We start from the raw sequence: 25,308 nt of genomic DNA, 5'->3' as shown, positions 1-25,308 counted from the left end.
AGGTAGAGAATGCCGACTTACCATGACCGTACAAACGATATTGTAGACCTTTGTCTGCTTGCGGGAAAAATTATGCTCGAAAGCGGCGGGGAAACATATCGTGTGGAAGATACAATGATGCGTATTGCTGCTTCCTTTGGCATTCCCCGTTCGCACAGTTATGTCACGCCGACAGGAATTATTTTTTCGATTGATCGAATGAATTCCACGCAGTTTATTCGGATTGTGGAACGTTCGACAGATTTGCAAAAAGTCGCGCTTGTGAACAATATTTCCCGTCGCATCAGCAATGGAGAGTTATCACTGGATGAGGCATATAAACAGTTAAAAAAAGTGGAAAAACAAAAGTTTGCTTACTCTCTTTCGCAGCAAGTAGCAGCGGCGGCGATCGCCAGCGGGTGTTTTGCTGTCATGTTTGGAGGATGGAACAACTTTTTTCCTTCGCTTCTTGCCGGAGGAGCGGGATTTTATTGTTTTGAGATGATTCACCGCCTTGTAAAAATACGATTTTTCGCTGAATTTTTTGCCTCGTTTATCAGCGGTGGATTGGCCATGATCCTTGTTGCGATTGGGTTGGGGGCGAATTTAGATAAAATCATTATTGGATCTGTCATGCCGTTAGTGCCGGGACTAGTGATTACGAACGCGGTGCGTGATTTAATGGCGGGACATTTTCTCGCAGGGTTGTCTAAAGGTGCGGAAGCATTTTTAACAGCGTTCGCGATCGGCACCGGTATTGCGCTTATTTTGTCGATTGGCTAATCGTAAGGGGAATTGCGGATGATCGTACAGCAATTATTGACAAGTTTTATTGCTTCAGCAGCGTTTGGGATTATTTTTAACATTCCAAAGAAATTGCTAATCAATAGCGGATTTGTCGGAATGGTTGGATGGATGATTTATTTTTTATTTGCCGAACATCAATTAAATGATGTTGCCGCTACGTTTATTGCGGCTTTCTTTGTTGCGATGATCAGCACCATATTTGCAAGAATATATAAGACGCCAGTTACGATTTTTAGTGTTTCCGGAATTATTCCGCTTGTTCCAGGGGGGCTGGCGTTCGAAGCGATGCGCCATGTCGTTTTCAACGACTACAATACAGCGATATCGCTCGCGGCGAAAGCGTTTATGATTTCTGGAGCGATTGCCATGGGATTGATTTTTTCTGAAGTGATTAATCAGCTTGTCAAACGGAAGTGGAAATCCTAACTCTCTACAAAGAGAGGTAGGATTTTTTTGTGCTGCTGTTATGAACATAAACAGTTTTTGTTCGTTAATTAACTTGCACAGGTTGCAACATTTTTTTTGAATATTATAATATGTGTAACAACTATTTTCGAAGCACATTTGATGTTTCGCCATTGTTTGCAAATATATCATCGGGGGAGAGCATAATGAGGGAAATGATTCATGCGATGAAGGAAGAATTATGGGAGATTTTTGACCACCTTCATCGTCATCCGGAGGTTAGTTGGGAAGAGTGGAAGACGACGGAGTTTATTAAACAGCAGCTGATTCAAGAAGGATATCGTGCCAACACGTTTTCCGATTGTCCGGGAGTGATTGGGGAAATCGGCAACGGGCCGTTTACAGTCGGATTGCGCAGCGATATGGATGCGCTTTGGCAAGAAGTAAATGGAGCATGGCAAGCAAACCATGCATGTGGGCATGATGCACATATGACAATGGTATTAGGGGTTGCCAAACTGTTTAATCGCATTGGTTATAAGCCGCCTGGAACATTGAGGTTTCTTTTTCAGCCAGCAGAAGAAAAAGGAACAGGAGCATTGAAGTTTTTGGAAAAAGGAGTTATCGATGATATTGACTTTTTATACGGTGTTCATTTGCGGCCGATTCAAGAAGTAAAAAGCGGTTATGCTGTTCCCGCGATTTTGCACGGAGCAGCGCAATGCATTGATGGAGAAATTAAAGGAGTTGCCGCGCATGCGGCAAGACCGCACCTTGGAGTCAATGTCATTGAAGTTGGGAGTGCGATCGTACAAGAGCTGAGCAAAATCCATATTGATCCACAAGTGCCTGCATCGATCAAAATGACAAGATTTCATGCAGGAGAAAAAAATGCGAACATCATTCCAGATCATGCGGAATTTTCGCTTGATTTGCGAGCGCAAACGAACGAGGCGATGGAACAGTTGATAGAAGGATTGAATCACGTGGTGAAAGGGATTGCATCTATTTATGATGCGGATATTCAGCTTCATTCAGGAGTTCGTATTGCCGCTGCACGGCCGCATCCACAAGCACAGCAACTAATGGAGCGTGCCATTGTTGCTACGTTAGGGGAAGAAAAGTGTCTGCCGCCAGTAGTCACTTCAGGTGGGGAAGATTTCCATTTTTATTCATTGATGAAACCACAGTTAAAAACGACGATGCTAGGGCTTGGTTGTGATTTAAAACCGGGATTGCACCATCCGCAAATGACGTTCCGCCGCGAAGATTTATTATCTGGTATTGAAATATTAGCAAGAGTCATTATGGAAACGTTTGAGCATTTTGCATCACGAGGGGAGACAGAAAGTGCGTATCTCACTACAAAAAATTGACACGATCGAACAACTTGAAGAAATGGCGCAACTAGAAGCGGAAGTGTGGGGAACAAGCCCAATTCCTACCCATCAAACGTTAACGGTGGCGAAAAACGGCGGCATTATTATCGGTGCTTTTATTGATGGAAAAATGGTCGGATTTGTGTATAGTTTTCCCGGATATCAAGATGGGGAAACGTATCTTTGTTCGCATATGCTCGGGATTGCTGAACCATTTCGTGATCAAGGAATAGGTTATATGTTAAAAATGAAACAGGCACAAGAAGCAATCAAGCAGGGATATCGTACGATTCGTTGGACATACGATCCGCTCCAAAGCAGAAACGGCTATCTTAACATTGCAAAGTTAGGAGCGATTTGCTCACAGTATATCGAAAATTGTTACGGTGAAATGGATGATGCTCTAAATAAGCATTTACCGTCGGATCGATTTATTGTGGAGTGGCTTCTAGGGAGCCGATATTTACAAGAGAGAGACCGCTTTTTTTCAAGACTGAAGTGGTCGCCAGAAAAGATGGTGCTTGATTGGAAACAAAACAACACCGGTGATCCAGAAGCGATTTGGAAAGAGGAACCTATTCATCATGACCAGCCGTTTTTGCTTGTGCCTATTCCTCTTCAGTTTCAACGATTAAAAGAGACAGATCATGAATTAGCGCTTGATTGGCGCTATAAGACGCGTGATGTTTTTGTTCGCCTCTTCCGTGAAGGATGGGCCGTTGCGCATATACTTCGAAAAGATGATGAGCCTGTTTTGTACTATGTTTGCGTTAAGCGCAACGAATTGCCGCTATAATGAGGAGGAATTTTTTATGGGAATAAAAGTGAAACGAGTCATACTGCGCCACTTACAAATGGAACTAAAGTCACCGTTTACCACAAGTTTCGGTTCGTTTCAAAAGAAGGAGTTTATTTTAGTGGAAGCGATGGATGAAGATGGGCTATCAGGATGGGGGGAATCGGTGGCCTTCCCTTCACCTTGGTATAATGAAGAAACCGTAAAAACGAATTGGCATATGATAGAAGATTTTTTATTGCCTCTTTTATTTCAAGCGCCAATTGCCCACCCAGAAGAGTTGCGGCAACGTTTCTCCGTCATTCGCAAAAATCAAATGGCAAAAGCGGCGATAGAAGGGGCAATATGGGATTTATTTGCGAAAAGACAGCAACTGCCGTTACATAAAGCACTCGGTGGAAATAAGAATCGTATTGAAGTAGGGGTAAGCATCGGGATTCAAAAAAGCATCGATGATTTATTGCGTATTATCGAACGGTACGTACAAGAAGGGTATCGGCGCATCAAAATAAAAATTAAACCCGGATGGGACGTTGAGGTTGTTCGGGAAGTTCGTCGTCGTTTTCCAGATGTTCCGCTCATGGTCGATGCAAACTCTGCTTATTCGTTAGAAGATATCGACCGACTAAAGGCGCTAGATGAGTTTCAGCTAATGATGATTGAACAGCCGCTTGCTCCTGATGATATCGTAGATCATGCAACATTGCAGGCACAGTTAAATACGCCAATCTGTTTAGATGAAAGCATTCATTCCGCTGAAGATGCAAGGAAAGCCATTCAGCTTGGCAGTTGTCGAATTATCAATATAAAAATTGGCCGTGTCGGAGGATTGGCGGAGGCGAAGCGTATTCACGATATTTGTAAGGAGAACGATATTCCTGTCTGGTGCGGCGGCATGTTAGAAGCTGGTGTCGGAAGAGCGCACAATATTGCCATTACGACATTAGATAATTTTACGTTGCCTGGTGATACAGCCGCTTCTTCCCATTACTGGACGAAAGATATTATCGTTCCTGAAGTCACTGTTCATCATGGAACGATTGCAGTACCGGAAAAGCCGGGCATCGGTTATGATGTCGATCGGCAGCAAGTAGATATTTATGCAAGTTATGCTAAAGTGTACCACGCTTAACTTCTCATCCCGAACATGAATCTTAGTGTTCGGGCTTTCTTATTGCAAATTAAAGAAGACCTTGTTGGATAGACCGCGGATAACTGAAATAGGGCCAATAAGAACAAGCCACAAATAATGGCAAGAGTAAAAAGAAGCTGGATTGGAAAGGCTGTGCTCTTTCCAATCCAGCATTTCATACGAAGAATGATTCATTGCATTAGTTTGCTAATTCTTTTATTCCTGTATTCGCTTTCACGAGAATTTCATCAAATTTCTTGCTGTCGACGTTTTTCGAGGAAAGAAGTGTGCCAACAATCGATGCGATGAATCCTAATGGTATTGAAACGATACCAGGGTTTGCAAGTTTAAAGAGCGGTTCACCGACAAGAATAGCAGCTCCCGGTTCCGGTGACCAAACGTTTGGGCTAAAGAAGACGAGCAACAACGCACTGAATAGTCCAACAAGCATTCCTGCAATAGCGCCTGTTGTATTAAAACGACGCCAGAAAATCGTTAATACAATAATCGGCAAGTTGGCGCTCGCGGCAACAGCAAATGCCAATGAGACAAGGAAAGCGACATTCATTTTTTGAGCGAATAACGCTAAAAGAATGGATAAAACGGATACACCAACAGACGCCCAGCGCGCCGCAACCATCTGTTCTTTTTCCGTTGCTTCGCCGCGGCGAAGAATATGGCTATAAAAGTCATGAGCAAATGCCGACGCGGCTGATAGGACAAGTCCAGCAACGACAGCTAAAATAGTGGCAAATGCGACTGCCGATACAAACGCGAATAGGAAATCACCGCCGAGCGCTTCGGCTAATAATGGAGCTGCCATGTTTCCGGCAGGGTTTGCGGCGACAATTTTGTCATAACCAACGAAGGCCGCGGCCCCAAATCCTAAGAAAATCGTTAATACGTAAAAGATTCCGATAATCCATGTAGCATAAACGACCGATTTGCGAGCAGTTGGTGCATCTTTTACTGTGAAGAAGCGGATTAAAATGTGTGGAAGCCCTGCTGTTCCTAGGATGAGTGCTAAATTTAATGAGATTGTATCAAGCGGATCTTTAAATTTGTTGCCAGGGTTGAGGAATGCTTCGCCCAGTGGCGTGGCTGTTTTTACTTCGTTAAACATTTTTATGAGGTTGAAATCAAATTTCGCAAAGACAATGATCGAAATGATAAACGTACCAACCATTAGCAAGACCGCTTTCACGATTTGCACCCAGCTCGTCGCCGTCATGCCGCCAAAAACGACGTAAACCGTCATGAGTACGCCAACAATGAGGACAGAGTAAACGTAATCAATCCCTAATAATAGCTTAATGAGACCGCCAGCTCCAACAAGCTGAGCAATCATGTAAAAAATGGAGATGGAAATCGTATTCAGCGCGGCAACACCGCGCACTTTTTTGTCATCAAACCTTGCTGCAATCATGTCAGCCATCGTATATTTTCCAAGGTTGCGCAGCGGTTCGGCGACAATATAAAGAACGACTAAATAGGCAACAAGGAAGCCAATACTATAGAAAAAGCCGTCAAATCCAAATAATGCAATCATTCCTGCAATTCCTAGGAATGAGGCAGCAGACATATAGTCGCCGGCAATGGCCAAACCGTTTTGCCAGCCTGTTAAGCTGCTGTCTGCTGTGTAAAACTCGCTAGTTGTTCTTGTTCTTTTTGAAGCGAAGTAAGTGATGACCAGTGTCAGAGCCACAATGATTAAAAAGAGGAAAAAGGCTAAGCCATGCATTACACGTTTCCTCCTTCCCTCGCTTCTTGTTTCATTTGTTCGACGATTTCATCAAATTTTGCTGCGCGCTTAGAGTAAAGCATGCATAATGCCCATGTCATAATAAATTGCGCAAACGCAAACACCCATGCCCAGCTAATTGGGCCGATCGCAGAAGAATTTAACACGTTAGAATAAGACGTTAAAATCGGAAGGGCAAAGTAAAACACTAAAAAAAATAGCGTTGCTGGCAAAATAAAGTTTTTCTTTGCGCGCATGAGATGTTGAAAAGATGAAGATTGAGCAATTTGGCTATAATCAATTGCTGAGCGGTTTTCGAAAGAACGCTGTTGCACAGCCATGAAAATCCCCCCTTAATTTTTATTTGATAATAAATTGAAACAATGCGCCTCCTTTCGTTGTTCATAAAATTGTCACAAATTTATTATATAGTTATCTGAAAAATTTGTAAATTATAAATTTTGTATATTTTTGTGATTGCTGAAAATCCTCCCTCCTTTGATCGGAGTATAGGAGGGAGAGGCTCATTGCGTAAAATGGTAAAAAGTTTTTCCTGTTTTTATTATTTTCTAACTTTACAAAAATTATTGAATAGCGTAAAATCCTTATTGTATTGTACTCTTCAACAAATTTCTACAAAAAGCGACAAGGAGAGACATCTTATGAATTTGTTTCGAAAAAAATCGATCCAGATGCTTTTACACGAAGCTGGCCGAAAAGGCGCCTCTTTAAAAAAAGATTTAGGAGCATTTGATTTAACGATGCTCGGCATTGGTGCTATTATTGGTACAGGAATTTTTGTATTAACGGGAGTTGCCGCTGCCGAACACGCCGGTCCTGCACTTGTACTTTCCTTTATTCTTTCTGGTCTTGCCTGCGTTTTTGCCGCGCTTTGTTACGCGGAATTCGCTTCAACAGTTCCGGTGTCTGGCAGCGCTTACACATATAGTTATGCGACGTTTGGGGAATTAATCGCTTGGATTTTAGGATGGGATTTAATCTTAGAATATGGTGTGGCATCTTCAGCAGTGGCGGTTGGATGGTCTGGTTACTTCCAAGGACTGCTTTCCGGATTTGGCATTGAGCTTCCAAAAGCATTGACAAACGCATATGATCCGGCAAAGGGAACATTTATCGATTTACCTGCAATTTGTATTATTCTTTTCATTACGTTTTTGTTGAATCTTGGCGTAAAAAAATCTGCCCGTTTTAATGCGATTATGGTTGTGATTAAAGTCGTTGTCGTATTATTGTTCCTCGCTGTCGGTGTATGGTATGTAAAACCGGAAAACTGGTCGCCATTTATGCCGTTTGGATTTTCCGGAGTAGCAACTGGCGCCGCAACTGTCTTTTTTGCATATATCGGTTTTGACGCGGTTTCGACCGCGGCGGAAGAAGTGCGTAATCCGCAGCGAAACATGCCGATAGGAATCATTGCGTCTTTATTTATTTGTACTTTGTTATATATTGCTGTTTCCCTTGTACTGACTGGAATTGTTCCATATGATCAATTAAACGTAAAAAACCCTGTTGCTTTTGCGTTAAGCTATATCAACCAAGATTGGGTTGCCGGTTTTATTTCGTTAGGAGCGATTGCTGGGATTACGACGGTGCTGCTTGTTATGCTATATGGACAAACTCGTCTATTTTACGCAATTAGCCGTGATGGTTTGCTTCCGAAAGTATTCTCGAGAGTGAATCCAGTTCGTCAGGTGCCATATGTGAACACTTGGCTTACAGGAATCATTGTTTCGGTATTTGCAGGAGTGATACCTTTAAATAAGCTTGCAGAATTGACAAATATCGGTACATTGTTTGCGTTCATCACCGTTTCCATGGGCGTACTTGTTTTACGGAAAACGCAGCCGCATTTAAAACGAGCCTTTCGGGTTCCGTTCGTTCCTGTTATTCCATTATTGGCCGTTGCGTTTTGCGGGTATTTAGTTCTTCAGCTTCCTCCAATGACGTGGATTGGTTTTGTATCATGGCTTGCAATCGGCCTTGTCATTTACTTCTTGTATGGGCGCAAACATAGCACGCTGAATAATGTAGAAAAAGCAACAGAGGAAAAAATCAGGATAATAAATGGCTAAGAGGGACCTTTGCCCTAATGGCAAAGGTCTTTTTTTCTTATTAATAAAGGGGTCTTAATAAGAAAAATGTAACAAAATTCCGATTGAATGACGATCAAAATTACGCTAACATGTACGAATGATATCCTTAGGGAGGCTAGTTCGTCTCTTTAACAAATGGGGTGAAATCCATGTTTAGCATATTATTTTCATTAAAGAAGGAGAGAACGATTGAGCAAACAGTTCATGAAATTCAACAAGGAAATAAAGTATTGCATAATCAATTAATTCAACAATATAAACCTTTTATTGCCAAAACAGTTTCAAATGTGTGCAAACGATTTATTCGCGATGAGGATGATGAACTAAGCATCGGTTTGATCGCATTTAATGAAGCCATTGAAAAGTACGCACCTCATAAAGGAGGTTCGTTTATTTCTTTTGCCGAGCTGCTTATTAAAAGACGCTTAATCGATTACATTCGTAAAGAAGCAAAAGAGAAGAACATTATTTTACATACAAATGAAGATGAGGAAAATTCAGCACAAACGTACTTGGATACAAAATTATCCATGGATGAATTTTACAAGCAAGTAGAACAAGAACATCGTCGCGAAGAAATTATTCATTATCAACAAGTGTTAAAGGAATTTGGGATTCATTTTCATGACCTTATCGAACAGTCGCCAAAACATAAAGATGCGCGAATAAATGCGATTAATGTCGCTAAATTGTTAGTTGAAGATGAGGAAATGCTCGAATGGCTTTTTCGAAAAAAACAATTACCGATTAAACAACTGCAAAATATTGCCGAAGTAAGCCGCAAAACGATAGAGAGAAATAGAAAATATATTATTGCGGTGGCGATTATTTTAGCTGGGGATTATGTTTATTTAAAGGATTATATAAAAGGGGTGCTTCCATCGTGAAGAAAGGGATCGTATTAGAATTAGACGAAGAGTTTGTCACATTATTAACGCCTGAGGGGGAATTTATTCAAGTAAAAAAAGATGGAGATTATGAAATAGGAGAAGAGATTGAAGCGCAGGTGATAAAAAGGCCCATTGTTCGTCGTCGTTCATTTCGATATGTCATAACAAGCTTGGTGGCGGCGGTGGTACTTTTAGTTACAACATCGCTTCATTTTCCTTCTAATGAAGTGTACGCTTACATGTCTATTGATATTAATCCAAGCATTGAAGTTGGCGTGGATGAGCAGCTAAAAGTGTTAAAATTAAAGGCTTACAACGAGGAAGGAAAAAGGGTTGTTTCACAGCTTTCTCATTGGAAGAAGAAAAAGTTTGTTGATATTACCATGGAAATTATTGAATTAAGTATGCAAAAAGGATATTTGCAAGAAGGGGGTCAAGTATTGATTACAACGGTGGAGAGAAAACACCGTGCTGCATCTTCACGGGAGCTTTCTACAGAATTAAAGAAAATCCAACATTCGTATCAGCAGAAAAACATTATCGTAAAGACAGAAGAAAGCACGATGGAAGTACGAAATAAAGCGGTAAAAAAGGGAATGACAACGGGAAAACTGCTGGAAATTGAACAAAAAATGAAGGTAGTTTCACCAGAGTCGACAAAAGCGAAAAAACTAGAAAAACCGTTGGAACAAAATGATGGAGAGAATGAATATCCGATGAACAATCATTCATTAAACAAAAAAAAAGATGAGAAGAATCAGAAAAAAAATAAAGATAATGGTAATCAAAAGGGGGGACATCAGACGAACAACCATTTATTAAACGAAAAAGATGAGAAGAATCGAGGGAACAACCATTCATTGCAAAAGAAAGATAAACAGAAACGGGAAGAAAATAATAGTAATGAAAAGAAATATCCATTCGAGGAAAAAGATGAACAAAAAAAAGTAACGATAAGGAACATGATGAAAATGATAAAAATCATAAATCATCCGCAAAAAATAATAAATATCATAACAGCGACCGATCGGATGATCGCCACCTGAAACATTATCCAAAAAAGAGCGATAGCCAGAACCAGCATCACCGCAATCATTCATCCTCATATGATCATCATTGGAAACATCATCAAAAAAACAATAAACAGGACGAGCATCATTGGAAACGAGACTATGACAAGAACTTCGAAAAATCGTTCGAACTTGGTCAACATGAAAAGGAAAATATACATAAAAATGAGAAAAACGATTAATAAAGCCGAGTCCATCCACTCGGCTTTAAATCGCCATTTTATTCGGTTTTTTGGAAAGCAGATCCGGAAAGTTGGCTTTGTGCTTGTGCGACTAACCGTTTTGTAATTTCGCCACCAACAGAGCCATTTGCGCGAGAAACCGTATTTGCTCCTAATTGTACGCCAAATTCTTGGGCAATTTCATATTTTATTTGATCTAACGCTTGTTCAATTCCAGGAACAAGCAATTTATTGCTTGATCTTGCCATTGTTTTCAGCCTCCTCATGTATAAAATGTGTTGCATGTTTAGTATGTGGAATTAGAATAATTGTATAATGGGAATTAAAGGTTTTTAAGGGGAGGTTTGGTATAAATTTGTGATGAGAAAGTTGTGTGGAGTAAATGATTATTATTATAGGAAATGGAAGAATATGTATCTTGCCTTATTGTAGGCAAGATTTTTTGCTTTGTATGCTTCATGAAAAAACGGAAATGATAAACATAAACGTGTAACATAAATAAAGGCAGGTATGGAGATGGAATGGATAGAGCAAATGCCGAAACAGGCAAGGACATCGGCGGGAAAAGGGTGGATGATTGCATCGCTTGCTTCTATTCCGCTAGTGATGACGCTTGGAAATTCGATGTTAATACCGGTGTTACCGACCATCGAAAAGCAATTACATATTACTTCATTCCAAACGAGTCTACTCATTACGATGTATTCGGTTGTGGCAATTATTTTTATCCCAATCGCTGGATATATGAGTGATCGGATTGGGAGAAAAAAAGTGATTATTCCAAGTTTATTGCTGGCGGCTATTGGAGGGCTTATTTCGGGATGGGCATCATGGAAGATGAATGAACCGTACGCGATGATGGTTGTGGGAAGGATGCTACAAGGGCTTGGAGCAGCGGGAGCATTTCCGATTGTGCTGCCGCTTGTTGGAGATTTATTTCCTGATGACAGCCAGGCAAGCAGCTGTCTAGGAACAATTGAAACAGCAAATACGTTTGGCAAAGTATTAAGCCCTATATTAGGTGCGATGTTTGCGAGCATCGTCTGGTTTTTGCCGTTTTTCGCGTTTCCGCTGTTTTGTGCTGTTTCGCTTGCGATGATGCTTTTTTGCGTAAAATCTCCTTCGAAACAGGATCATCCTCATCCATTTCGGCAATTTTTACGAAATGTAAAAATGATTTTTCAAAGGGAAGGGCGTTGGCTATATGCGATTTTTGCCATTGGCGGTTTATTAATGCTCGTTTTATTTGCGTTTCTGTTTTTCTTATCAAACCGTCTTGAAGATTACGGCATCGATGGAATAAAAAAAGGATGGGTGCTGGCAATTCCGCTTGGCGCGCTTTGTGCGGCATCGTTTATGACGGGGAAGAAAATCGGCGAAAATAAAACGTTAATGAAATGGATAATTGCCGCTGGCGGGATGCTTGCTGGAGCGGCGATCATGGCCATCAAATTCTTTCCATCTCTTTGGTGGATGGTTGCGCTTTTTTCGCTTGCCGGCATCGGCATTGGCGTGATGCTTCCGTGTTTGGATGCCCTTATTACAGAAGGAATTGAAAAAAAAGAGAGGGGAACGGTGACTTCATTTTACAGCTCGTTAAGGTTTATCGGTGTCGCTATGGGGCCGCCGCTTGCTGCGCTGCTGATGAAAAGGGAGACATCCATGCTGTTGTTTCTGTTAGTTGCATTATGTTTTCTGGCAAGCGCCATCACATTTGTAGCGATTAAACCAGAAAAAGAAAAAGTAACATGAAGCATAATTTCGAAGTAAAGCAGTGTCTTGATGCGATTGCTTATCGCCTTTCTTTACATGATGCGAAACATGCATACAAAAAGAACGATGTAAAACCATAAACTTGCCAAACGCAGCATCATAAGCATAGGAAAAGGGATATCACAATAGTGAAGATATCCCTTTTTGCTTTTTGAAAATAATTTTGTTTCGAAACAATAGGCTAATCTTGCCTATAACTTGCATCAATGCTTGGATGCATAAATGGAACCCCTTGGGACCGCCGTTTTGCTTCGAGAAGCTCGCGATTTTCTTCTGTATTCCAGCCGATGTCGTTTGTCGGGTGCACCCATTCATCGCCTGCCATAATGCTTGGATCGATCTCATCACTCCAGTGATTCAGCGGCGAATTTGGCGAGTTATATTTGCTGTCGCCGATTACGACACCATATTTATTGACAAATGGAGGCTGCGTTTTTATGCCAGTTCCCTTAAATGATGGAGCATGGATTTGATGAGGCATTGTCTCATCAAGAATTGGCGATTCGACTTTTTTATCTTGATCCATGTGGATATCACCTCGATTATAGTGTGAGCAAAAATATATATTGTTATGAATAAACCGTACAGTGTTTAAGGGAAAATAAGAAAAATGGCAAAGGGTGATGCCCGTTGAAAAACAGTTCATTTCCAGTTGCTGACCTGAAGGAGCAGATGTTAAAAAAGGTGCAAGAGCTGGAAAAACGGTTGCGTGAAGAAACAGGAGAAGAAATCGTTCTAATCGCTTATAAACATGAGAGGGGGAGTAAGTAATGAAGCGAAAAGTGAAGTTTAATGCAGCGAAAAACAATAACAAAACGCCGACAGAAAGCCTGCCGGATACGGAATTTGCAGCGCAGTATGCGGGAGAAGAAGACATGAGCCGCGGAGCAAACCGCAATTCGAAAAAAGCGCGCCAAGGAGACGGACAATGAAGCCGAAGCGCCAACATAACGAAGCACCCGAGGAAATGGCGTTTGAATTTGGTGATTTTAACGCCCATCAGCCGTTTCAGCTAATGGAAGAGAGAAAACAACAGAAAAAGGCGAAAAAGAAAAAGTAGGGATAATCCCTACTTTTTTATTGCGACATTTGAAAAGGAAGATAGCGGTACGGAAAAAATTTTCGTTTGCAATTGAACGGGATCAAAATAAGCAATCATCACCGTTGGGGTCAGATGTATTTCTTTTGTTTTCAGATAATGGCCGATGTCAAATTCGATTATTTCCATGACCGTATGTTTAAATAATTCTTTTTCATTCAATTCCAGTGAGACAAATTCGTTCCCTAATTGTTCCGGATGTTCAAGCAGATGGCGATAAAGCGAGGAACGCAGCGATTTGTCCGTTTTTTCTTCCCACCATGGTTTGCGCGGCTTATGTTTTTGATTGCGTAAATAGTCATATTTCATTAACGCTTCAATGATTGGAAGTTCATCCAGTTTTTTTGTCTGCAAAAATTCATATAGGCGGCGGAATAAATCTTCAAGCTGATGTCCGATTTTCGCCCAGCCGCGTTCGTCCCAGTATGTGCCGAATTCTTGGAAGAAATCAAATGGCGATGGGAATACGTTTGTTACTAAATATTCGATCGTTTCATCCATCCGATGCGCATTCCAATATTTCTCTAACACATCTTCTACTTGTTTAATGCGGATGATGTCATCAAAAGAAAGCACATTATTTTGCAATACTTCATATGGTGCGTGATCCATAAATACGTAGCCGTAGTCTTTTGCGCGCAGGCGAAGGCCGGTGCCGCGAAGCATTTTTAAAAAGCCTAGCTGCAATTCTTCCGGACGGAGTGCGAAAACGTCGTTAAACGTTTTTCGGAATGATGTATAGTCTTCTTCCGGAAGTCCGGCAATTAAATCGAGATGCTGGGCAATTTTTCCGCCTTCTTTCACCATCATCACAGTGCGGGTTAATTTTTCAAAATTTTGTTTGCGCATGACAAGCCGGTTTACTTCATCATTCGTCGATTGCACACCGATTTCAAAGCGGAACAGTCCTGGTGGTGCTTCTTTGTTTAAAAACTCGATGACTTCCGGACGCATAATGTCTGCCGTAATTTCAAATTGAAATACGGTTCCCGGAACGTGTTCATCAATAAGAAATTGAAACATATCCATCGCATAGCTTCGGCTGATGTTAAACGTGCGGTCGACGAATTTAATCGTGCGCGCTCCATGCTTCATTAGATAGCGGATATCTTCTTTAATTTTCTCCCGATCGAAATAGCGGACTCCGACTTCGATCGATGATAAGCAAAACTGGCAGCTGAACGGGCAGCCGCGGCTCGTTTCGATATACGTAATGCGTTTCGGTAAATGTGGAATATCTTCTGGAAAACGAAATGGTGATGGCATATCGGCTAAGCGAATTTTATTTCGCTGCGGATTAATAATGATGTCTCCATGATGACGAAACGCAAGCCCGTGAACGTTGTGGAAGTTGCGATCTCCATGCATCTCCATCAAAAATTGTTTAAACGTTTCTTCCCCTTCACCGATGACAATAAAATCAAACTCCGGCACGGTTTCCATCCATTCGCGCACGTCATATGATACTTCTGGACCGCCGACGACAATGGTGATATCAGGAGCGATCTTTTTTAACATTTTTACGACCTTAATGGTTTCTTCGATATTCCAAATATAGCAGCTAAATCCGATAATATCCGGTTTTCTTCGATAAAGGTCGGTCACGATGTTCATCGCCGGATCTTTAATCGTATATTCGACAAGCTTTATATCAAACTCTGGCTGGGCGTATGCCTTTAAGTAGCGAATCGCTAAATTCGTATGAATATATTTCGCGTTTAATGTCGTACAAATAATATTCATCGAAATAAACCCCTTTACGAGAGCATTGAAAAACAACATTTTAATATAACATATTTTAGACAAAAGAAAAAGAAGAAAAACTTGTCGAACATTGCAAAAATTTATTTTCATGGAATTTTTAGAATAAACAGAAGGAGTAAATTTTTCGGCAGAGAATATATAATAATTTGATATGGTTTGGAGAAGGAGGGATAAACATGAATAATAGCCTTTCTCCCCGTGAAGAACAAAGCTTGATGGTGGATGTAAAGTCATTAGAAGAAGAAAATAGACGGTTAAAAGAACGGTTAAATGGCTATTCAATTATTTTTGAGCGATCTTTAGATGCAATTGTCATTTTTAATAAACATGGTGAATTTGTGGATGTGAATGAAGCGGCATGTCAACTATTCGAAATGGAGAAATGTGAATTAATCGGCAAAAAAATGACGATGTTTCTTGAATTAGTCCCTCCGGATATTTTAATGTTTCAGCAATCAATGTTACATAAATTTGGCTCATTTAGCGATGAGCTGCTCATAAAGCTAAGGAACGGAAAAGTGAAACATATTGAGTTTTCAATGAAAAAAGATGCGTTTAATGAATTCGATTTGGTAATTATGCGAGATGTTTCCGCCCGCAAAGCGCTTGAGCGAGAGCGGATTATTCATGAGTTTCTTTTTAAGGATGTATTTAACCGCGCGGTAGATGGTATTGTGATTTTCGATGAATTTGGCCGTTTTATTGATGTGAATCCTGCTTTTTGCATGAGTTTAAACTTAGAAAAAGAGAAGCTGCTAAAATTATCGTTTCAGCAGTTTATCTCTAAAGAATGTGCCGATGATTTTGTGCGCCTTCTTGCTGAATTAAAAGAAAAAGGAACGGCAAAAGGAGAATTGTCACTTGTCCGTTTTGACGGTACGGTAAAAATGTTTGAACTTACAACGACATCAAATGTGTACAGTGGCTTTTACATGGCGATTATGCGAGATGTCACTGATAGAAAAAATATGGAAATAAAATTGCAAAAAAGTGAAGAAAGATTTCGTGCCATTTTTGAACAAGCTCATGAGGCGATTTTGATTTGGGATGACCAGGGGCATATTTTGAACGCAAATCATGCCGCAAGCCGGACGTTTGAGCTGCCGCTGAATTTACTTGTTCGGAAAAATTTGCTTGATTTTCTTGACCACGATGATGAAAAAGTACAGCGTGTATTTGCGGAGTTCCGCATAAAAGGAGAAATCCGCGACGAATTAACATTCCATATGCCAAATGGACAAGATAAACAACTTGAGTTTACGATGAAGCAAGGAGCGATTGATGGCTATCATTTGACTATTTTCCGCAACGTTACAGAACGGAGAGAAATGGAAAGGGAACTGCGCGAGAGTGAACAAAAATTCCGCAGCATTTTTGACCATTCTATGAACGGAATATTATTATGGGGAGAAGGTTATCGCATTTTAGATGTGAATCCGATCGCTTGTGAAATTTTTCAAGCAACGAAAGAACAATTGCTTCACCGGCCGATTACAGCGTTTATCCCGGAAAAAGCACGGAAACATTTCTATAAATTGACTCAACAATGTGATCGTTTGGGAGAAGCTTATGCGGAGATGGATTTTTCAAATGGCGGGAAACAAAAAATCGTAGAGTTTTCACTAAAGAAGGAAATCATCCCAGGTGTAGGAATGATTATGCTGCGTGACATTACTGAAAGAAAAGAAATGGAGTTGCAGCTAAGAAAATCTGATACCCTTAATGTTGTAGGGGAACTTGCCGCGGGCATTGCTCATGAGATCCGCAACCCGATGACGGCGCTAAAAGGATTTATTCAATTATTACGAGGAAGTATTAAAGAGGACTATTCCATGTACTTTAATGTTATTATGTCTGAACTGAAGCGAATCGAATCGATCATTACCGAATTTCTTGTCCTTGCTAAACCGCAGGCGATTCAATATCAACAAAATGATGTATGCAAAATCATGCAAGATACGATCGATTTAATTAGCGCCCAAGCGACGATGCATAACGTGCAAATTGTCGCTGATTTCGCGCCGCATATCCCATTCATTTATTGCGAACCGAACCAATTGAAGCAAGTGTTTATTAATATATTAAAAAATGCGATTGAAGTGATGCCAAAAGGCGGAGAGGTTACTGTTCGAATTAATCGGCTTGATGATAATCATATCCGCATTTCCATTACAGATCAAGGTTGCGGTATTCCGCAAGATAAAATCAAAAAGCTTGGCGAACCGTTTTATACGACGAAAGAACGCGGTACTGGACTTGGATTGATGGTTAGTTATAAAATTATTGAAGAACATCAAGGAAAAATTGATGTGGAAAGTGAAGTTGACGTTGGTACGACGTTTCATATCACACTTCCGATTGAACGAGTGGAGAAAGAGGATGAACATGAAACTGGAATACAGCATATATAAGTCAGATCTGCTTGGCTGCATTTACGTTATATCCGACGGCGAGGCGATTGTAAGTGTTGAACTTTTTGAGGAAGATTGGCAGCAGCTCCGTCAACAATATGAAATGATAAAAAGCAATTCTCCTTTATTAGAAAACGCTGTACAACAGCTTGACGAATATTTCCATGGCAAACGGAAAGCATTTCACTTGCCTTTAAAATGGAAAGGGACGGAATTTCAGGAACAAGTATGGCAGGCGCTTTGTGAAATTCCGTACGGAACGACGGTCAGCTACAGTGATATTGCTGAAAAAATCGGCCGCCCGAAAGCGGTGCGGGCGGTTGGACAGGCAAATCGAGCAAATGAGCTGGCTATTTTCGTTCCGTGCCATCGAGTGGTTGGAAAAAATGGTTCGCTTACGGGATATGCTGGCAACCGGACAAATGTAAAAGAACGATTATTACAGTTGGAAAGACGGTATCGGACGATATAAAAAAACTAGAAGCAGCACTTGCTTCTAGTTTTTTTACGGCCTGCGTGATGTAACAAATTAGATGTAGTACACTTTGTTTTTTGCAATTGGGCCGGCTTTTAATCATTGTCATCTTTTTTCGCTCGTCAACTATCGGCAATGATAGCTTTGTTTATGATTAAGAAGGGGAAACGCTCCTATTTTTTTTGCATGTGCGATAACGCAAGCGCCCCGACTAAAATAGCCCCTTTAATGATATCCTGAGCGTAATACGGAACGTTCATCATCGTTAGTCCATTGAGCAGAACCCCCATTAAAATCGAGCCAAACAGCGTGCCGATGACGTTCGGTTTTCCCGCGCCAAACACGGAAAAGCCGATATAAGCGGCAGCTACTCCATCCATTAAAAAGGAGGCTCCTGCTGATACTTGTCCTGTTCCGATGCGGGAAGCGAGGACAATCCCGCCGAGCGCGGCAAAAAATCCGCTGATCACGTAAGCGTAAGTGCGGTAGCGATTGACAGGGATTCCCGAAAGCCGTGCTGCTTCTCGGTTTTCTCCCGTCATATAAAACAATCTTCCTGGTTTGGTATATGTTAAAAATAGATGAGCAGCAATGACGACCACTAGCATTAATAAAACAGAAAACGGAATGCCGAATACTTCCCCTTGACCGATAAATAAAAAGGAAGGAATGAATTTGCCCGGCGCCGTTCCTCCGTCTGGAAGCGGCATGTCGTTGTAAATGGAAAATCCTTTCGTGTACGTCAGCTGCACGCCGTTAATCGCATACATCGTCGCCAATGTAGCCAGTAAATCCGGCAATTTTAATTTCACAATTAATAACGAGTTTAATAAGCCGACGGCGACTCCCAGTAAAAGCGGAACAAGCAACGTCACTAGAATTTCCTGGCGGTATAATACGAGTGCCGCGGCGCTTGCGATCGTTGCTAGGCTGACGGTCGAACCAACAGATAAATCAAATCCATCCACAATCAGAGAAAAGGTGATGCCAATGGCGACGAGTGTGACGATGGAAATAGACCGTAAAATATCGCTGAAATTTTCATACGTAAAAAACCGATCAAGAGTAATGCCAAAATAAGCAATGACAACGAGAATGGCAAGCAGTGTGCCATGCTTATATAAAAATTCAAGAAGAGATGGCGCTTGCTTTTTCTTGGCGATCGAAACGGCCGGTTGTGCCATCCAAATCACCTCCGCTGCAGTAATAAATCAATTGTTCATAGGTGATATCACGCGCGGAAACACGTTTAACAAGCTGTCCGTCTACCATGATATAAATCGTATCAGAGATATCGAGCAGTTCTTGAAATTCACCCGTTAAATATAAAATCGCTTTTCCTTCATCGGCGAGGGAGCGGATGATCGAAAATACCTCTTGTTTCGCGTTGACATCAATACCTTTTGTCGGTTCATCAAAAATGAATACATCAGCGTTTGTCTTTAACCATTTGCCAATGACGACTTTTTGTTGATTGCCGCCGCTTAGCTGTTTGACAACCGCTTGCGGAAAAGGCGGATGAATTCGTAATACATCCACTAAATGTTGAGCAACTTGTGTTTCTTTCTTTTGCAACACCCATTGCCACTTTGTTAATGATGATAATAGCCGAACCGTAAGATTCGTACGGACTGTTTCATCTAAGAAAAGCCCTTGTTTTCTCCGCTCTTCCGGAATAAGGCAGATTCCAGCCGCAATCGCTTCTTTTGGCGAGGAGAACGTATAACGCTTTCCATCGATCCACCATTCTCCCGTCGCTTTTGTATGGGCGATTAGACTTTCGGCGAGTTCGGTTTTCCCGGCTCCAGCAAGTCCGGCAATGCCGACGATTTCCCCTTTATGAATTTCCAAATCGACGGTTGTGCCTGTTTTCGCGATGCGCAGCTGGTCCACTTTGAAAAGAATGTCATCACTGTATGTGCGTGCTTCTTTTTGCACGGTTGTATAAGCGCGTCCAACCATATGTTGAATCATTTCTTCTAGTGAAAGGGTGGAAACATCGCCATGGTGGACGACGTTTCCGTCACGCAAGATGGTGACGCGGTCGCAAATCTCTTTTACCTCTTTCAATTTGTGAGAAATATAAATGAATGAAACTCCCTGTGCTTTTAAATCGTTGATAATTGTAAACAGCCGCTTCGTCTCTGTTTCACTGAGCGCGGCGGTCGGCTCATCTAAAATAATGTATCGGGCCGATGAGGAGAGCACTTTTGCTAAAACGATGAGCTGTTTTTCATGCAAGGTGCATTCGCGAATAAGCTTGTTCGGCGAAATCGACAGACCAACTTGGCGCAAAAGCTTTGCGGCCCGATGTTTTTGCTGTTTCCATGAAAGAAGAGGCTTTTGTTTTGTATCAACGATGTCGCTAGCAGCAATATTTTCATAGACGGTCAGCGATGGAAACAGGGCGGTATCGACTTCTTGAACAACTAATCCAATGCCTGCTTTTTTCGCATCAGCAGGAGAAAAAAATCGGCGCTCTTCTCCATCTATTGTTATCGTGCCTTTGTCTGGAAAAAGGGCGCCGGCGAGAATTTTCATCAATGTGCTTTTCCCAGCACCGTTCATCCCTAAAAGGGCGTGAACTTCTCCTTTTTGTACATGGAGATTCACCCCGTTTAATACGTCTACCGTGCCAAACGATTTATAAATATTGTTCATATAAAGACCGTTCATTTGTTTTTCACCTGTGCTTCCAACGTTTTCATCCAAGGGGAAATGGCAACATTTGATTGCCCCCAACCGGAAATGTATTCATGAAGCTCATTCATCGAAACTTGTTGGTTAGGCAAATCGGATCGTTTGACTAAATGCGGTTCTAGTGAATAAATGTTTGGCGTTTTCTCGCCAGCAATTTTTTGATACGCAAAGCGAACTTGAACGCGCCCGACTTCGGCTGGGTCTGTTGCCGTTGTAGCGACCCAAGGGCTATTTGGCTTTTGCATCATTTGCAAATCTTCATCGCTTAAATCGATGCCATATACTTTAATTTCATTGCGCCCCGCTTGCTCGATCGCACGCGTTGCGCCTTTGGCAAATTCATCCCAAGTCGCAAACACTGCGTCAATATCGCCTTTATTCGGATATTTTTTCAAAATCGCTTCCATTTGCGTTTGTGTGTCTAAAGCGGTATTGGCGCTGGCCGTACCGAATTTCGCCACTTCTTTGATGTTCGGATAGCGTTTTTTAAACGCATCGTAAATCACATGACGACGTTCCATTGGTGTAAATCCGCCAACCCAAATGGTGACAATGTCTCCTTCGCCGTTTAAGTCTTCAGCCAACGTTTTTAACGTTTTCCATGCAAGGCTGTAGTCATCTTGGTCAATCACTGTTACGCCTGGGATATTTAAATCATTATCGAATGCGACAACAGGAATGCCTTTTTCGACTGCCTTTTTCACCGGACCTTCCAACGCATCAGCGCGCCCGTGATCTAATAGAATCGCATCGACGTTTTGCGTAATGGCTGTTTCGACATAGGAAGCCATTTTCGTTAAGTCGTTATCCGCATTGTAAATTTGCACTTCGCCGCCAAATTTTTGCACTTGTTCTTTTACGCCAGCGATATACTGAGAAGAAAACGTGCCGATCGACATTTGCATAATGGCGGCAATTTTTATTGGTTTTTTTAATTCTTCAGGGATATCTGCTTGTTCGGTTGTTGCAGCTGTTGTTTCGCTTGCTTCTTCGGCCGTGCTGTTTTCTTGTTTAGCCGGTTTCGAACTGACGGCGTCTTGTTCATTCATGCAGCCGCTAAGGATGACGATAATGGAAAAAAGGAATGCGACTAAATAGTTAAGTCTAAATTGCTTCATGGCGATCCTCCTTTGCAAACAGTGCTGGCAGTTCAGTTTCATAATTGCCGCGGATGATCCCTTTTTCGGTAATAATGGCCGTGATAAGGTCGTGTGGTGTTACATCGAACGCTGGATTATAAACGTTTACGCCTTCTGGAGCGATTCGCGTTCCGGCGATATGCGTCACTTCCTCTGGATTGCGTTCTTCAATCGGAATTTCTTCCCCTGTTTTGGTTGCTAAATCAATGGTCGATAATGGCGCGGCGACATAAAATGGAATGCCAAACGCTTTAGCGAGCAGCGCCAGTCCAAAGGTGCCGATTTTGTTGGCAGTGTCACCGTTGGCGGCAATTCGGTCGGCGCCGACAATGACAGCGGTAATGTTTTTCGCCTTGATCGTCTGCGCTGCCATATTGTCGGTAATAAGAGTGACTTCTACCCCCGCTTGCATCAATTCCCACGTCGTCAATCTTGCCCCTTGCAAGACCGGACGAGTTTCCGACGCGTAAACATGAAGATTCATCCCTTTTTCTTTCGCTAAATAAAACGGAGCAAGCGCAGTGCCATAGCGGGCGGTTGCGATCGAACCAGCATTGCAAATGGTTAAAACGCGGTCGCCGTTTTGAAATAAGGAAAGCGCATGTTCTCCGATACGGCGGCATACATCTTCATCTTCAATTTGAATGCGAATCGCTTCATGGATGAGCGTCGTTTTTGCTTCGTTAACAGAGGAAACGTGGGCGATGCTGGAAACAAGCCGATCTAATGCCCAAAACAAGTTCACTGCGGTTGGCCGAGAGCTTGCTAAGTAGTCACGGTCCTTTCGCACGTGCTCTTTAAATTTTTCCAGTGATTCTGTTTCATATTGCTGTGCAGAAAGAGCGAGGCCGTAAGCAGCCGTAATGCCGATCGCCGGTGCGCCGCGTACTTTTAACGCGGCGATTGCGTCCCATACATCTTCAATATTTTTTAATTCCAAATATTCCGTCACTAATGGTAGCTTTTGTTGATTCAAAATTGTAATATGAGTGTCGTTCCATTCCACAGAGCGCGGGATTGCGAATGGTTCTGCCATTATGGTTCTTCCTTTCATTGTGTTAATTCGTTGCTGCAAGCACTGTTTGTGCGAAAAGGGAACGGATTTCTTTAGTGCTAGATAATGTTTCACGTTGCAAAATGAGGCTTCTGCCAAGACGAAGGGCATAACGTTTTGCTTGTAAGCGTTCCTCTTTATCCTCAATGCCATCAAGGTCAGCGACATGTGCTAGCCCAATCGTGCGGCGGATGACTTCACATCCGGCAAAGCCGATCGCGTTAGCAAACGTGTGATGCAGCACGTCTTCTAATAATCCTTCTGTTTTTGCATATGGTTCTACATTGTGAGTGCGCCAAAGATCGGAAAAGACTGTCGAGAATACATCCCAAGTTTTGTCGATATGAGCAAATAATGGCTCTTGTTGTTGTTCTGGGCGGGACAACGCATTTAACAGCAAGTTTGCGAAAAATTGGCCTATGTCAAAACCGAACGGGCCATAAAACGCAAACTCTGGATCAATGATTTTCGTTTCTTCATCGCTGGCGAAAATGCTTCCGGTATGCAAATCACCGTGGATGAGCGCATCTCCTTCGGTTAAAAACTTGCGCTTTAGTTTGGCCGCTTCTAAGTGGAGTTTATCATCGTTCCAAAGCGCTTCTACATCATCGCGAAGCTCGTCTTCAAAGTTGTTCGTTTCATGATTAAAGAACGGATCTGTAAATACAAGGTCTTCGGTAATTTTGCATAATTCCGGATTAACAAAACTTTGCGCTAATTGTTTTTTTTCTTGTTGATTCATGCCAAAGTCGGAAGTGTAAAACGATGTCTTTGCGATAAATTCGCCAATATGTTGCGATAAAAGTGGATATGTTTTTCCTTCAATCAACCCTTTGCGGGCGATTTGCAAGTGAGATAAATCTTCCATAACGGTAATTGCCAAAGATTCATCGGAATAGTATACTTTTGGCACGTATTGCGGAACATAGCTTGCGAATGTGCGCAGCGCATTGCTTTCAATAACAGCGCGTTTTAATGTGAGCGGCCAGCTTTCACCGACTACTTTTGCGTACGGGAGCGCTTGTTTTACGATAATTCCTTTCTTTGTTTGCTGATCGACAACACGGAAAACAAGATTTAAGTTGCCGTCGCCAATTTCGCGGCAGGCAAGCGGTGTTCCTTCCGGAAAAAGACCGAGACGGACCGTCAAAGAGATTGCGCCTTGTTCCGTTAATGGTTCATAAACCGTTGGATGAGAAATTGGCATAATGTAAAACTCCTCCTTCATGTAAATTAAAAAGCCTCTTTCTGCATAGAAAGAGGCTTGAAGATTCCATATCTTCGCACCTCTTATCTTTCAGAAAGAACGAGTCTTTCTGTTGGACTTAGCACCGTGCCCTGCGGAAGTAGCGAACTTCCGGCGCCAAAAAGTGCGCCCTATCTCACGATAGTATTACGGTCGGTTGCTGGGCTTCATTGGGCCAATTCCCTCAGCCAACTCTTGATAAGAGTGTGTCAGCATATTCAATTTTTTAATTTTCGTTATGTTGGCAATTTTGAAGTTTTATGCTTGATACGAATCATACATGGTCACGAAATGATTTGTCAACTCTTTTTTAAAAAATTTTTTTCTGCAGCGATGTAGTCGTTAGCTCTGCGGTCCGCAAAAATCGGGATTTGTTTTCGCACTTCTCTTACTTTTTGAAGATCGATTTGTGCCATTAACGTACAAGGTTCTTCATTTGCTTCTGCAATGATTTCTCCCCATGGGTCAACCACCAGCGAATGACCGGCAAAGACATTGTTTGGATCGCTTCCAGCGCGATTGCACGCGATGACGTAGCATTGATTTTCAATCGCGCGCGCCGCAAGCAGTGTACGCCAATGCGAAAGACGAGGAAGCGGCCACTCGGCGACGACAAATAACACTTCCGCCCCTTGGACCACATGGACGCGAATCCATTCTGGGAAGCGGATGTCATAACAAATGACGCCTGCACATCGAGTGTTTTCTAATGTGAACAATCCCATTTCTTCCCCTGGATGTAAGTAAAGATGTTCATCCATCAGCTGGAACAAATGGAGTTTGCTATATTCGCCGACGATGATGCCGTTTCGGTCGGCGATGTACATCGTATTGGTGACGCCGCGATCTGTTTTTCTGGCAATTGATCCAGCGACAATATTGACATGATGCGACTTGGCAAGTTTTTGAATGAACGCTTTTGTACGCATACCGCCCTCATCGGCAATCTCATCGAGTCTGGTTAAGTCATAGCCAGTCGTCCATAGTTCAGGAAGGACGATAATATCTGGGTGATTTTTTGAAATTTTTTCTATCTCTCTTTCAACGCGCCGTTCGTTTTCATTAGGATTGCCAAAAGCGATATCTAGCTGAAGACATGCGATTTTTATCGTCATGAACATTCACCTCGAAAAAATTTTACTTTACATTTTG

The 25,308-nt window shown here is 41.9% G+C and carries 25 protein-coding genes and 1 riboswitch; of the genes, 14 read left to right on the top strand and 11 right to left on the bottom strand.

Annotated elements, in window-relative coordinates; all coding sequences use genetic code 11:
- The first annotated feature begins 9 nt into the window (after nucleotides 1–9).
- The 5 genes from QSJ37_RS06980 to menC all read left to right on the top strand — a co-directional run bounded on the left by QSJ37_RS06980 (nucleotide 10) and on the right by menC (nucleotide 4,498).
- Nucleotides 10–762 (top strand): threonine/serine exporter family protein, encoded by a 753-nt coding sequence (locus tag QSJ37_RS06980; protein ID WP_285754481.1) that lies wholly within the window; start codon nucleotides 10–12, stop codon nucleotides 760–762.
- Nucleotides 763–780: 18 nt separating this feature from the next.
- The gene (locus QSJ37_RS06975; protein ID WP_062677661.1) at nucleotides 781–1,212 is read left to right on the top strand and encodes a threonine/serine exporter family protein; all 432 of its coding nucleotides are present in this window, start codon (nucleotides 781–783) and stop codon (nucleotides 1,210–1,212) included.
- A 185-nt stretch (nucleotides 1,213–1,397) separates the two neighbouring features.
- Nucleotides 1,398–2,567, top strand: coding sequence for a M20 peptidase aminoacylase family protein (locus QSJ37_RS06970; RefSeq protein ID WP_285754480.1), 1,170 nt, complete (start codon nucleotides 1,398–1,400; stop codon nucleotides 2,565–2,567).
- Entirely contained in the window at nucleotides 2,542–3,366 is an 825-nt protein-coding gene (locus QSJ37_RS06965) for a GNAT family N-acetyltransferase (protein ID WP_012749504.1), read from the top strand. Before QSJ37_RS06970 ends, QSJ37_RS06965 begins: the two co-directional genes overlap by 26 nt.
- A gap of 16 nt (nucleotides 3,367–3,382) precedes the next feature.
- Nucleotides 3,383–4,498, top strand: coding sequence for an o-succinylbenzoate synthase (menC, locus tag QSJ37_RS06960; RefSeq protein ID WP_285754479.1), 1,116 nt, complete (start codon nucleotides 3,383–3,385; stop codon nucleotides 4,496–4,498).
- Between the two features lie 199 nt (nucleotides 4,499–4,697).
- Here menC and QSJ37_RS06955 read toward each other — a convergent pair whose 3' ends face one another.
- Complete coding sequence (locus QSJ37_RS06955; RefSeq protein WP_285754478.1) at nucleotides 4,698–6,239, bottom strand: solute symporter family protein; 1,542 nt, start codon at nucleotides 6,237–6,239, stop codon at nucleotides 4,698–4,700.
- A complete protein-coding gene (locus tag QSJ37_RS06950) occupies nucleotides 6,239–6,580 on the bottom strand; it encodes a DUF485 domain-containing protein (RefSeq protein WP_285754477.1) in 342 nt (113 codons plus the stop codon). Before QSJ37_RS06950 ends, QSJ37_RS06955 begins: the two co-directional genes overlap by 1 nt.
- Nucleotides 6,581–6,901: 321 nt before the next feature.
- Between QSJ37_RS06950 and bcaP the strand changes: the two genes are divergently transcribed.
- From bcaP to QSJ37_RS06935, 3 genes are all read left to right on the top strand, one after another.
- Nucleotides 6,902–8,332 carry a branched-chain amino acid transporter BcaP gene (gene bcaP, locus QSJ37_RS06945; RefSeq protein ID WP_285754476.1) on the top strand — a complete coding sequence of 477 codons (1,431 nt, stop codon included), beginning with the start codon at nucleotides 6,902–6,904 and terminating at the stop codon, nucleotides 8,330–8,332.
- A gap of 161 nt (nucleotides 8,333–8,493) precedes the next feature.
- Nucleotides 8,494–9,240: an RNA polymerase sigma factor SigI gene (gene sigI, locus QSJ37_RS06940; RefSeq protein ID WP_285754475.1), complete on the top strand. Its 747-nt coding sequence runs from the start codon at nucleotides 8,494–8,496 to the stop codon at nucleotides 9,238–9,240.
- Nucleotides 9,237–10,289, top strand: a complete 1,053-nt coding sequence (locus QSJ37_RS06935) for an anti-sigma factor domain-containing protein (RefSeq protein ID WP_285754474.1) — start codon at nucleotides 9,237–9,239, stop codon at nucleotides 10,287–10,289. The genes sigI and QSJ37_RS06935 overlap by 4 nt, the downstream gene beginning before the upstream one ends.
- A gap of 244 nt (nucleotides 10,290–10,533) precedes the next feature.
- Here QSJ37_RS06935 and QSJ37_RS06930 read toward each other — a convergent pair whose 3' ends face one another.
- On the bottom strand, nucleotides 10,534–10,743 hold the full coding sequence (locus tag QSJ37_RS06930; RefSeq protein WP_012749511.1) for an alpha/beta-type small acid-soluble spore protein: 210 nt from the start codon (nucleotides 10,741–10,743) through the stop codon (nucleotides 10,534–10,536).
- A gap of 268 nt (nucleotides 10,744–11,011) precedes the next feature.
- On the opposite strand from QSJ37_RS06930, the gene QSJ37_RS06925 reads away from it, so the two are divergent.
- Nucleotides 11,012–12,247: an MFS transporter gene (locus QSJ37_RS06925; protein WP_285754473.1), complete on the top strand. Its 1,236-nt coding sequence runs from the start codon at nucleotides 11,012–11,014 to the stop codon at nucleotides 12,245–12,247.
- Nucleotides 12,248–12,449: 202 nt separating this feature from the next.
- Here the strand turns inward: QSJ37_RS06925 and QSJ37_RS06920 are convergent, their stop codons facing one another.
- A complete protein-coding gene (locus QSJ37_RS06920) occupies nucleotides 12,450–12,794 on the bottom strand; it encodes a DUF3905 domain-containing protein (RefSeq protein WP_285754472.1) in 345 nt (114 codons plus the stop codon).
- A 104-nt stretch (nucleotides 12,795–12,898) separates the two neighbouring features.
- On the opposite strand from QSJ37_RS06920, the gene QSJ37_RS06915 reads away from it, so the two are divergent.
- Genes QSJ37_RS06915 through QSJ37_RS06905 form a run of 3 tightly spaced genes read left to right on the top strand, consistent with a single transcriptional unit; the run spans nucleotide 12,899 to nucleotide 13,328 of the window.
- Nucleotides 12,899–13,039, top strand: coding sequence for a hypothetical protein (locus tag QSJ37_RS06915; protein WP_285754471.1), 141 nt, complete (start codon nucleotides 12,899–12,901; stop codon nucleotides 13,037–13,039).
- Nucleotides 13,039–13,200, top strand: a complete 162-nt coding sequence (locus tag QSJ37_RS06910; RefSeq protein WP_012749514.1) for a hypothetical protein — start codon at nucleotides 13,039–13,041, stop codon at nucleotides 13,198–13,200. Before QSJ37_RS06915 ends, QSJ37_RS06910 begins: the two co-directional genes overlap by 1 nt.
- A complete protein-coding gene (locus QSJ37_RS06905; protein WP_285754470.1) occupies nucleotides 13,197–13,328 on the top strand; it encodes a hypothetical protein in 132 nt (43 codons plus the stop codon). Before QSJ37_RS06910 ends, QSJ37_RS06905 begins: the two co-directional genes overlap by 4 nt.
- A 9-nt stretch (nucleotides 13,329–13,337) precedes the next feature.
- On the opposite strand, the gene QSJ37_RS06900 is transcribed toward QSJ37_RS06905, so the two are convergent.
- On the bottom strand, nucleotides 13,338–15,110 hold the full coding sequence (locus QSJ37_RS06900) for a B12-binding domain-containing radical SAM protein (RefSeq protein ID WP_285754469.1): 1,773 nt from the start codon (nucleotides 15,108–15,110) through the stop codon (nucleotides 13,338–13,340).
- A 197-nt stretch (nucleotides 15,111–15,307) separates the two neighbouring features.
- On the opposite strand from QSJ37_RS06900, the gene QSJ37_RS06895 reads away from it, so the two are divergent.
- Both QSJ37_RS06895 and QSJ37_RS06890 read left to right on the top strand, forming a co-directional pair.
- The gene (locus QSJ37_RS06895) at nucleotides 15,308–17,542 is read left to right on the top strand and encodes a PAS domain S-box protein (RefSeq protein WP_285754468.1); all 2,235 of its coding nucleotides are present in this window, start codon (nucleotides 15,308–15,310) and stop codon (nucleotides 17,540–17,542) included.
- Nucleotides 17,517–18,014 carry a methylated-DNA--[protein]-cysteine S-methyltransferase gene (locus QSJ37_RS06890; protein WP_062753680.1) on the top strand — a complete coding sequence of 166 codons (498 nt, stop codon included), beginning with the start codon at nucleotides 17,517–17,519 and terminating at the stop codon, nucleotides 18,012–18,014. The genes QSJ37_RS06895 and QSJ37_RS06890 overlap by 26 nt, the downstream gene beginning before the upstream one ends.
- A gap of 176 nt (nucleotides 18,015–18,190) precedes the next feature.
- On the opposite strand, the gene QSJ37_RS06885 is transcribed toward QSJ37_RS06890, so the two are convergent.
- The 6 genes from QSJ37_RS06885 to QSJ37_RS06860 form a co-directional block, all read right to left on the bottom strand.
- Nucleotides 18,191–19,201, bottom strand: a complete 1,011-nt coding sequence (locus tag QSJ37_RS06885) for an ABC transporter permease (protein WP_062677650.1) — start codon at nucleotides 19,199–19,201, stop codon at nucleotides 18,191–18,193.
- Entirely contained in the window at nucleotides 19,146–20,693 is a 1,548-nt protein-coding gene (locus QSJ37_RS06880) for a sugar ABC transporter ATP-binding protein (protein WP_285754467.1), read from the bottom strand. The genes QSJ37_RS06885 and QSJ37_RS06880 overlap by 56 nt, the downstream gene beginning before the upstream one ends.
- The gene (locus QSJ37_RS06875; RefSeq protein ID WP_285754466.1) at nucleotides 20,690–21,835 is read right to left on the bottom strand and encodes a sugar ABC transporter substrate-binding protein; all 1,146 of its coding nucleotides are present in this window, start codon (nucleotides 21,833–21,835) and stop codon (nucleotides 20,690–20,692) included. Before QSJ37_RS06875 ends, QSJ37_RS06880 begins: the two co-directional genes overlap by 4 nt.
- Nucleotides 21,822–22,892, bottom strand: coding sequence for an S-methyl-5-thioribose-1-phosphate isomerase (gene mtnA / locus QSJ37_RS06870; RefSeq protein ID WP_285754465.1), 1,071 nt, complete (start codon nucleotides 22,890–22,892; stop codon nucleotides 21,822–21,824). The genes QSJ37_RS06875 and mtnA overlap by 14 nt, the downstream gene beginning before the upstream one ends.
- A gap of 22 nt (nucleotides 22,893–22,914) precedes the next feature.
- Nucleotides 22,915–24,117: an S-methyl-5-thioribose kinase gene (gene mtnK / locus QSJ37_RS06865; protein WP_285754464.1), complete on the bottom strand. Its 1,203-nt coding sequence runs from the start codon at nucleotides 24,115–24,117 to the stop codon at nucleotides 22,915–22,917.
- A gap of 80 nt (nucleotides 24,118–24,197) precedes the next feature.
- A riboswitch (SAM riboswitch) is annotated at nucleotides 24,198–24,361 on the bottom strand.
- A gap of 94 nt (nucleotides 24,362–24,455) precedes the next feature.
- Nucleotides 24,456–25,271, bottom strand: coding sequence for a carbon-nitrogen family hydrolase (locus QSJ37_RS06860; RefSeq protein ID WP_285754463.1), 816 nt, complete (start codon nucleotides 25,269–25,271; stop codon nucleotides 24,456–24,458).
- Between the last annotated feature and the right edge of the window lie 37 nt (nucleotides 25,272–25,308).

It is taken from the genome of Parageobacillus sp. G301, assembly GCF_030268025.1.
GTDB classification, from domain to species: Bacteria; Bacillota; Bacilli; order Bacillales; family Anoxybacillaceae; genus Parageobacillus_B; species Parageobacillus_B toebii.
Note: the sequence above shows the minus strand (reverse complement) of the source record. Positions and strands in the feature narration are given on the sequence as shown.